The following is a 7,573-nucleotide window of genomic DNA, read 5'->3' as shown; positions in this document are numbered from 1 at the left end:
ATCACCAGCGCGCCACCGTGGGCATTGGCCAGCGCCGCCAGCGCCTCGGCGATCTCGTCGGGGCGTTGGCGATCACTGGCAAAAGCAAGGCGCGGCCCCGGCGGCTGGCCGGGCAAAGCGGCAATGGGGGACGATTCCATGCAAACCTCCGCCACAGATCGAACACCCGTGCTATTATAGCACTATTCGGCGGCTCCTGCACAGTTCGCTGTCACAGCTGGAACGCCTGTGCAAGTCGTAGTACAATGCGGACGGATTACATCCTTGAAGTGAGGGGTAGAGTTCATGAGACAACCGTTGGCCCTAGGTCGGTAACACAGGAGCAACAATGTCGCAGATTGTGCGCGTGGTTGGGATTGGAGCGGCGCTTGCCGTCGTGATTACTGCTCTGTCGTTTATTCCGCTGCCAATTCCAGCCGTGACCGATTTTCTTACTCTCTATGTACCTACGGTCGGACTAGGGCGGAGTATCGGACTCTATGACTATGCCGCGCAGTTAGGATTAGCGCAGCAACTCTTCGGGCCAGTCATCGATACTGTCAAATATCCTCATTATGTGTATCCGCCTTGGTTTGCATACAGCGTCTTCTTTCTCGGCTGGCTAACGCCTGAACATGCCGCTCGCATGTGGTTTTGGATCAATTTGAGCATGCTAGCTGGCAGCGTTATTCTGATCACGTTGCCGTGGTCAGCCAAATGGCGGGTGATAGCGTTGAGCGTGATAATTGTATCGCCGACGGTGATTAGCCTAGTGATAGTTGGTCAGTTCACTGCGCCGATCTTGCTAGGGATCGCTATCACGATCTACGCGGCCTCGCGCCAATCAGCCAGTTTGTTTGTGCTCGGGATGCTGTTGATGACCTTCAAACCGCATGTTGGCGCATTACCATTTGCAGCCGCAGGCGGCTGGCTCTTGATTCAGCGCCAGCCGTGGCAATGGCGAGCGTTAGCCGGGGTAACGGTGGCGATCCTCGGCCTGCTAGCTGGGGTGACGCTGGCTTATCCGCGGTGGCTGAACGATTATCTAGCTATGTTAGACATGTTTCGCAATCTGCCCGATTTCGGCGTGTGTCCGAATTGTTCGGGCGGATCGATTATGGCCGTGCGGTTGTTGTTTGGCGCTCCCGTCATCTCAACTGCGCTTCATGCCGGCTTGCTCTTTGGTCTTGTGGCAGCCGGCTGGTTTTTGTGGGTAACGTCGCTCTCTTTCAATATTGAGATCGGCTTATATTGGGCAATGCTGGCAGCGATCCTCGCCATTCCCTATTTTAACAACTACGATCACGTCTGCTCGCTCTTTCCCTTCTTATGGCTCTTACAAACGAGCCAGCGCCGGCTGGAATATTGGTGGTTAGGCGTAGCCTTTCTCGTGCCATGGGTTGGCGTCATGTGGCAAGAACGCCAAATCTTCGCTGCCGGTCTTGTTGGACAAGCCTGTATCCTTTTTATTCTCACGGCACTCCGGCTGTGGCGCTGCCATCGCGCCGCGAGGCCAATAACCCAATCGTGAACCTATGCCATCCGCCCCTACCCATGATCTCATTACTGTTCTCAGCGGCGTAGCGATCACCTCGCTGGCATATTATACCTATCTGGAATACACGCCGATCTCACCAGACACCGCCCTCGCTTGTAGTCTCTGGCTCGGCGGCGCGCATCTGCTATCGGGGATCATGTTCTCGCCTGATCTCGACATCGACTCGGCGATCGATAATCGTTGGGGAATCTTTTTTTGGATCTGGCGGCCTTATATGTGGCTGATCCCGCACCGCGGCTTCTGGAGCCACAGTCTCATCATTTCACCACTGCTGCGGCTCGGCTATTTTGCAGCGGTCGTATACGGATTGGCGCTCGCCTTCGTCTGGGTACTGGGGCAAATCGGTCTTGCGACGCCGGCCTACCATCGCGAATGGGCAGCGTGGGTGCAAGAATTGATTCGAGCGCATCCTACTGAGACGTGGGCCTTCGTCATCGGCTTCTGCACCGGCAGCGCCGCACACACGATCGCCGACTGGTTAGTGACGAACGGCAATTGGCTGTTGGGAAGCCGTGGCCGGCGATTACGGCAGCGTTATCGCGACCACGATCAATGGCGGCCACGCCACGAGCGACAGTGGCGATAATTTTTTTGTTGGGGTATGCTTTATCTGTAGCGAATCTGATATCATGGTGCATGCAACCATGCGCGAGTGGCGTTGGCGAGAAAGGAAGATACCCTATGCGCATTCAATCGAGCGACCGCTTATTATGGGGCATTGTTGGCGGAGCCGTACTCTTGGCGATTATTGCCGCGGTAGTGGTATTTACGCGCACCGAGTCAGAATATCGCACCGGCAATGATCCGGCTGACGTGGTATTCAACTACATTTTAGCCCTCGAACGCGGCGATTACGAGCGCGCGTACTCGTACCTCTCGCCAACCTTGCCGGGTTATCCAAAGAACGTACAGCAACTTCGCGATCAATTGCCCCCCTCACTATTTTCTGATAACGATGTCAGCTACATGGTGGTTGATAGCAAAGTGAACGGAGATTACGCCAACGTACTGGTGCGTGAAACGATTGTCTATCGTAGCGATCTCATAAGCATCTCGCAGTCAAACAACCCGATCACGATGGAGTTAGTACGGACAGATACGGGCTGGCAATTAACTGGCGGGAGCGGCGGTTTGCGGATCTGGGAGGAATGTTGGGAGGAGAAGGAGGGCTGCTGATGGCAGTTGTACGGCGATGGTATCTGTACGTCAGTGCTGCGATCGGGCTGCAAGGGTTCACGTGGGCCTTGATCGGGCTCTTGGATAACGCTTTTGCCGCGTCTGATCGGACGGCAATCGGCGCGACCGCCTTCCAGTTAGCGATCTTTGCTGCCTGCTTGCCGCTCTGGTTCGTCCATTGGCTGTGGGGCGAGCGATTAGCGCAGCGGGATCAGGATGAACGGGCATCCGCAGTGCGTAAACTCTACCTGTACGGTAATCTAGCCGCCTTCTTGATGCCGCTGATCACTAATGTGTACAGGCTGCTTGAAACTGCTACTCATCTTCTTATCGGCGCTAACCTGATTGATCCGCGGTCATCGCTTGGATACAGTCTCATCGCATCGTTGATCTTAGGCGCGCTGTTTGGTTACCATAGTGTGGTAGCGCGTAACGATGCTCACCAAGCGCCGCTGACCGGCGCCGGCGCCTTGATCCGGCGCGTCTACCTCTTAGCGTTCGCCGCCTTCGGTGTGCTGATCTGGGCGAATGCCGTGATTGAACTGATCCGGCTCATATTTGGGTTTGCCAACGGACGCGCCGGCGTTCGGCTGCTTAGCGACATTCTGATAGAACTGCTGATCGGGATGGTCGTTTGGTTAGGCCATTGGTGGCGGGCACAGCGCCTCTTTGCTAGCGCCGATGAGGATGAGCGCGGCTCGGCATTTCGCAAGTTTTACCTCTACGCCGTGATTGTAGGCGCCTCCTTAACGGCAGTGACGATTGTGACCAGCTTTTTAGCGAGTATATTCCGTAGTTGGTTAGGGCTGCCGGTCAGCGGTAATCTGATCGATGTGATCGCACCGGCTGCAGTGTGGGCGATCGTTGCCTTCTACCACGTCTCGGTTATCAATGCCGACGCAGCAGCGATCGCGGAAGGGCCGCGACAGACGGGGGTCCGACGGCTGGCGTGGTATTTGGTGGCGGCCATCGGGCAACTGGCGGCGCTCGTTGGCGCTGGCGGTTTGATCAGCGTCATTATCAGCGTCATTATTCGCGGATTAGCCGGCGAAGGTTTGATTACCGATCTCCGCGAGCCATTAGCGTGGTTTAGCGCGGTTCTGGTGGCAGGGTTGCCGATCTGGTTCTGGTGCTGGCGGCACGTACAACGCGCGGCGGCCATGGCCGGCGAAGGGGGCATCGCTGAGCGCAGCTCGCTGGTACGGCGGATCTACCTCTTTGGCTTTTTGTTTGTCGCGTCGCTCACCCTGCTCTCCACCTTAATTTACATTCTCTCCCGGTTGATTAGCATTGCATTAGGAGAGCCATTCAGCGGCAACTTGCTGGCTGATCTGGCGCAAGCAATTGCGTATAGTCTGATAGCGGTCGGGGTGCTGGTCACGCACGGGTTAGCAGTGCGTACCGACAGTCGAGTGCGTGAAGCGGCTGAACGGAGCCGGCAAGCGCAGGTGCGGGTAGCAGTGCTGGCCGAGGGCGAATTAGCCGAGCGGATTGCCGGCGCTCTGCGCGAACGGTTCCCGCAACTGGCGCTTGCCATAGCGGGTGGTGCAGTTGAAGCCGAAACGCAACTAGCTAACGCCGATCTCATCGTTGGCGTATGGCAGCCAAGCAGTGATCCCAGTCAGCTTGATCGCTATCCAGCGCGGAAGTTGCTCATACCCATAGCCAATCCGAATTGGGCTTGGGTTGGGATAGAACCAGCAGTGGCGACGAATATCCCGGCGCAGCTTGTGCAGGCTGTACGACAGACGCTAGCTGGCGAGCCGTTACGTCCGCAGCGTGGGGTTGGGGCAGGGGTCGTGGTGGGGGCGCTGATCGCGATCGTTGTGGTTACTTTGGTGATAGTTGGGATCGTACAGGTGACATTGTTTGCGTTTAGGTAAGTAACCCCTCTTTAATTTGCCGTGCGAAACAAGGGCCGCACCGCGGTGCGGCCCGCTAAGAGGGTTAACGGGTAACTGGATCGGTGTGCTCCGCTTCATCCGCTCGATCAAGCGCAATATCGGCCAATGCCGTGGGATCATTGCGTGGTTCGAGATGGGTAAAGACGGTGCTGTTGGGCACCGCGGCGCGCACCGCAGCCTCAACCTGTTCAGCCATCGCGTGCGCTTGCTGGATGCTCCATGTGTCGGGCACGAGCAGGTGAAACGAGATAAAGCGGCGCGCGCCGGATTGACGAGTGCGCAAGGCGTGATAATCGCAGCCATAGTCGCCGAGATCGGCGAGCACGGTCTGAATAGCCGCCAGCTCTTCTTCCGGCAGGGCAGTATCCATCAACCCCAACACCGCGCGGCGCACCAGTTGAATACCGGTCACGGTGATATTGACTGCCACTGCTAGCGCGATCAGTGGGTCAAGGATATACCAGCCGGTGAGCGCCACCAACCCGATCCCGGCCACGACGGCGACCGACGTCCACACATCAGTCATGAGATGCTGGCCATCGGCTTCAAGCGTGAGCGAGTCGTGTTGGCGGCCAGTGCGGAGCAATACTATTGCCACCGCACCGTTAATCAACGTCGCGATGCCGGCTACCGCCAAACCGGCGGCGGTATGGTCAAGCGGCTGCGGCGCAAACAGGCGCTGGAACGCCGTCCAGCCAATCCCGCTGGCAGCGATAATAATTAGCACGCCCTCGATGACGCCAGCGAAATACTCAGCTTTGCCATAACCATAGGCGTGATCATGGTCGGCGGGACGGGCGGCGATGGTCAGCATCCAGAGCGCCATCACCGCAGCGGCAAGATTGACCAGTGACTCAAGCGCATCGGCCAGCAAACCGATCGAATCAGTCAGCCAATAAGCAACCAGCTTGAGACTGATCGTCGCCACGGCGGCGGCAATCGAGAGCCATGCATAGCGGGTAAGGGTGTGTTGCTCGCTCACGTTGATACTCCTCTGTCTTTCCCATCACTTGCAAGGATAGCCGGAACGAAGCGGTTTTGGCAAGATCGCAGCCGATTCTTTGGGCGACGTGATCAGACAATTTCGCAATAACGAAATGTGGTGATCGCTTCTCGTGTATACTACGAATAGCGAGCATCAGGCATCGAGACCTCTGGCAAGGAGCGCCATCCCATGAAGATTTACACGCGCACCGGCGATAACGGTGAAACAGCTCTGTTTGGCGGGCCGCGAGTGCGGAAAGACGTGCTGCGGGTGGAAGCGTACGGCACTGCCGATGAATGCAATTCGGCGATTGGCGTGGTGCGGGCAGCCGGAGTTGATCCGGCGCTCGATGCGGCGCTGGCGGTGGTGCAAAACCAACTGTTTGTGGTGGGATCGGATCTGGCTGCGCCAGAGGACTCGCCCTACATCCCGCGGGTAACGGCTGTGATGACGGCCTTTCTCGAAGCGCAGATCGATGCGATGGAAGCCGAATTAGCGCCACTCAAGCAGTTTATTCTACCCGGCGGCACTGCCGCTGCGGCGTATTTGCATCTGGCCCGCACCATCTGCCGGCGCGCTGAGCGGGTCGTAGTTTCGTTGGCCGCCGAAGAGGCAATCAATCCTGAGATCGTGCCGTACCTCAACCGGTTGTCGGATTTTCTGTTTGTTGCGGCGCGTGTTGCCAATGCGCGGGCCGGTGTGGCTGATGTGCCGTGGCAGAAGCCGTAGCGGCGGGTTGAGGAACGGAACCGAAGGTGTGAAGTGCGGCAGTTGCACTGCCGCACTCCAGAGGGGAGAGCAGACGGATGTTGATGCGGCAGTTGCACTGCCGCATTCCCCAATTTATGACGATAACGCCCCAAACAGTTGGTTAAAGAATGCCGGATCGAAATAGGCAATGGCGCCGCCGGCAATCGTAAGCGCCAGCACAACCGCGAGCGTGATAATCAGCCAGCGGGGCAGGGTGCGGCGGGTAATGCGCGTGTTGACGTTGCCGACGATAAATGAGAACGCCGGCGGTTTTTCGTCAATTTGGTAGCGGGAGCGATACTCAGCCTCGGCAGCCGCCGAGTCAATACCGAAATAGCTCGCGTAGGCGCGCATCATGCGCAGCGCCGCCGGGCCGCGCGGCAACAGCGACCACTGCTCATCTTCGATCGCCTGCAAATAATACATACGCACCTTGATGTCGTTCTCGATCTGCACCAGCGTCAAATGGCGGCGCTGGCGTTCGGCGCGCAAACGGCGACCAAAGCTGGCCTGCGCTTCACCTTCGGTCAACTGGCGGATCGGCGTGGTCTCAGTGTTGCGCAGCAGCGCCAGTTCCTCGGCCTCACTCATAAAGACCGGCTCAGGCTCTTCCTCGGTGGGGCGGCGCTCGCTCGGTATCGCAGGGGTCTCCTCAACGGTAGCGGCGGTCGCCACCGGCTTCGCCGGCGCGATCACCGGTGCTTCCGGCAGCATACGGGCTTGAATGCGGGCCAACAGCTCGCCGGTGCGGTACGGTTTAGTGACATAATCGGCAGCGCCGGCGGCAAACCCGCGCATGACATCTTCTTCCAACCCGGCGCTGCTCAGCACGATCACCGGTTGCAGGGCCGCCAGCCGCGGAAGCGCTTCCCAACCAGCATCGCGCTCAGTGTGCACTTCGAGCAACACCAGATCGGGGTGCTCGCGGGCGCATTCGCGTTCGGCGTGGGCAATGATGCTCGTATTGAGCACGCGATAGCCGGCTTCGCTGAGTTGTTCTTTGAGTTTCGCCGTGAAGGCGACATCATCGTCTATAATGAGAATAGTGCGCATAGCGGTATCTTTGCGATATGGCGCACACAAGCATTGTTGCGCGCGGCGGTATTATACCATGCTCGTTTGGGTACGGCCGTGGCAGGTGGGAATGGCCACGGAAAGACATAAATAGCGCGGTGCTGGCCCTCACCCCCCGGCCCCCTCTCCCACCTGATGGTGGGAGAG

Annotated in this window: 7 protein-coding genes; 5 read left to right on the top strand and 2 right to left on the bottom strand. The window is 58.1% G+C overall.

Annotation, left to right across the window (positions count from 1 at the left end; all coding sequences use genetic code 11):
- Positions 1-328 precede the first annotated feature (328 nt).
- The 4 genes from U9R81_RS14160 to U9R81_RS14145 all read left to right on the top strand — a co-directional run bounded on the left by U9R81_RS14160 (position 329) and on the right by U9R81_RS14145 (position 4,596).
- A complete protein-coding gene (locus U9R81_RS14160) occupies positions 329-1,510 on the top strand; it encodes a glycosyltransferase 87 family protein (RefSeq protein WP_322496082.1) in 1,182 nt (393 codons plus the stop codon).
- A 4-nt stretch (positions 1,511-1,514) separates the two neighbouring features.
- Positions 1,515-2,123 (top strand): metal-binding protein, encoded by a 609-nt coding sequence (locus tag U9R81_RS14155; RefSeq protein WP_322496081.1) that lies wholly within the window; start codon positions 1,515-1,517, stop codon positions 2,121-2,123.
- A 95-nt stretch (positions 2,124-2,218) separates the two neighbouring features.
- On the top strand, positions 2,219-2,713 hold the full coding sequence (locus U9R81_RS14150) for a hypothetical protein (protein WP_322496080.1): 495 nt from the start codon (positions 2,219-2,221) through the stop codon (positions 2,711-2,713).
- Positions 2,713-4,596, top strand: coding sequence for a DUF5671 domain-containing protein (locus U9R81_RS14145; RefSeq protein ID WP_322496079.1), 1,884 nt, complete (start codon positions 2,713-2,715; stop codon positions 4,594-4,596). The genes U9R81_RS14150 and U9R81_RS14145 overlap by 1 nt, the downstream gene beginning before the upstream one ends.
- A 64-nt stretch (positions 4,597-4,660) precedes the next feature.
- Here U9R81_RS14145 and U9R81_RS14140 read toward each other — a convergent pair whose 3' ends face one another.
- Positions 4,661-5,599, bottom strand: coding sequence for a cation diffusion facilitator family transporter (locus tag U9R81_RS14140; RefSeq protein WP_322496078.1), 939 nt, complete (start codon positions 5,597-5,599; stop codon positions 4,661-4,663).
- Between the two features lie 192 nt (positions 5,600-5,791).
- On the opposite strand from U9R81_RS14140, the gene U9R81_RS14135 reads away from it, so the two are divergent.
- Positions 5,792-6,331 carry a cob(I)yrinic acid a,c-diamide adenosyltransferase gene (locus tag U9R81_RS14135; RefSeq protein WP_322496077.1) on the top strand — a complete coding sequence of 180 codons (540 nt, stop codon included), beginning with the start codon at positions 5,792-5,794 and terminating at the stop codon, positions 6,329-6,331.
- Between the two features lie 114 nt (positions 6,332-6,445).
- Here the strand turns inward: U9R81_RS14135 and U9R81_RS14130 are convergent, their stop codons facing one another.
- Positions 6,446-7,405, bottom strand: a complete 960-nt coding sequence (locus U9R81_RS14130) for a response regulator (RefSeq protein ID WP_322496076.1) — start codon at positions 7,403-7,405, stop codon at positions 6,446-6,448.
- Positions 7,406-7,573: the final 168 nt, after the last annotated feature.

Source organism: Chloroflexus sp. (assembly GCF_034435895.1).
In the GTDB taxonomy this organism is placed as follows: domain Bacteria; phylum Chloroflexota; class Chloroflexia; order Chloroflexales; family Chloroflexaceae; genus Chloroflexus.
The sequence above is the reverse complement of the archived record's forward strand: the minus strand, read 5'-3'. Positions and strand labels throughout refer to the sequence as shown.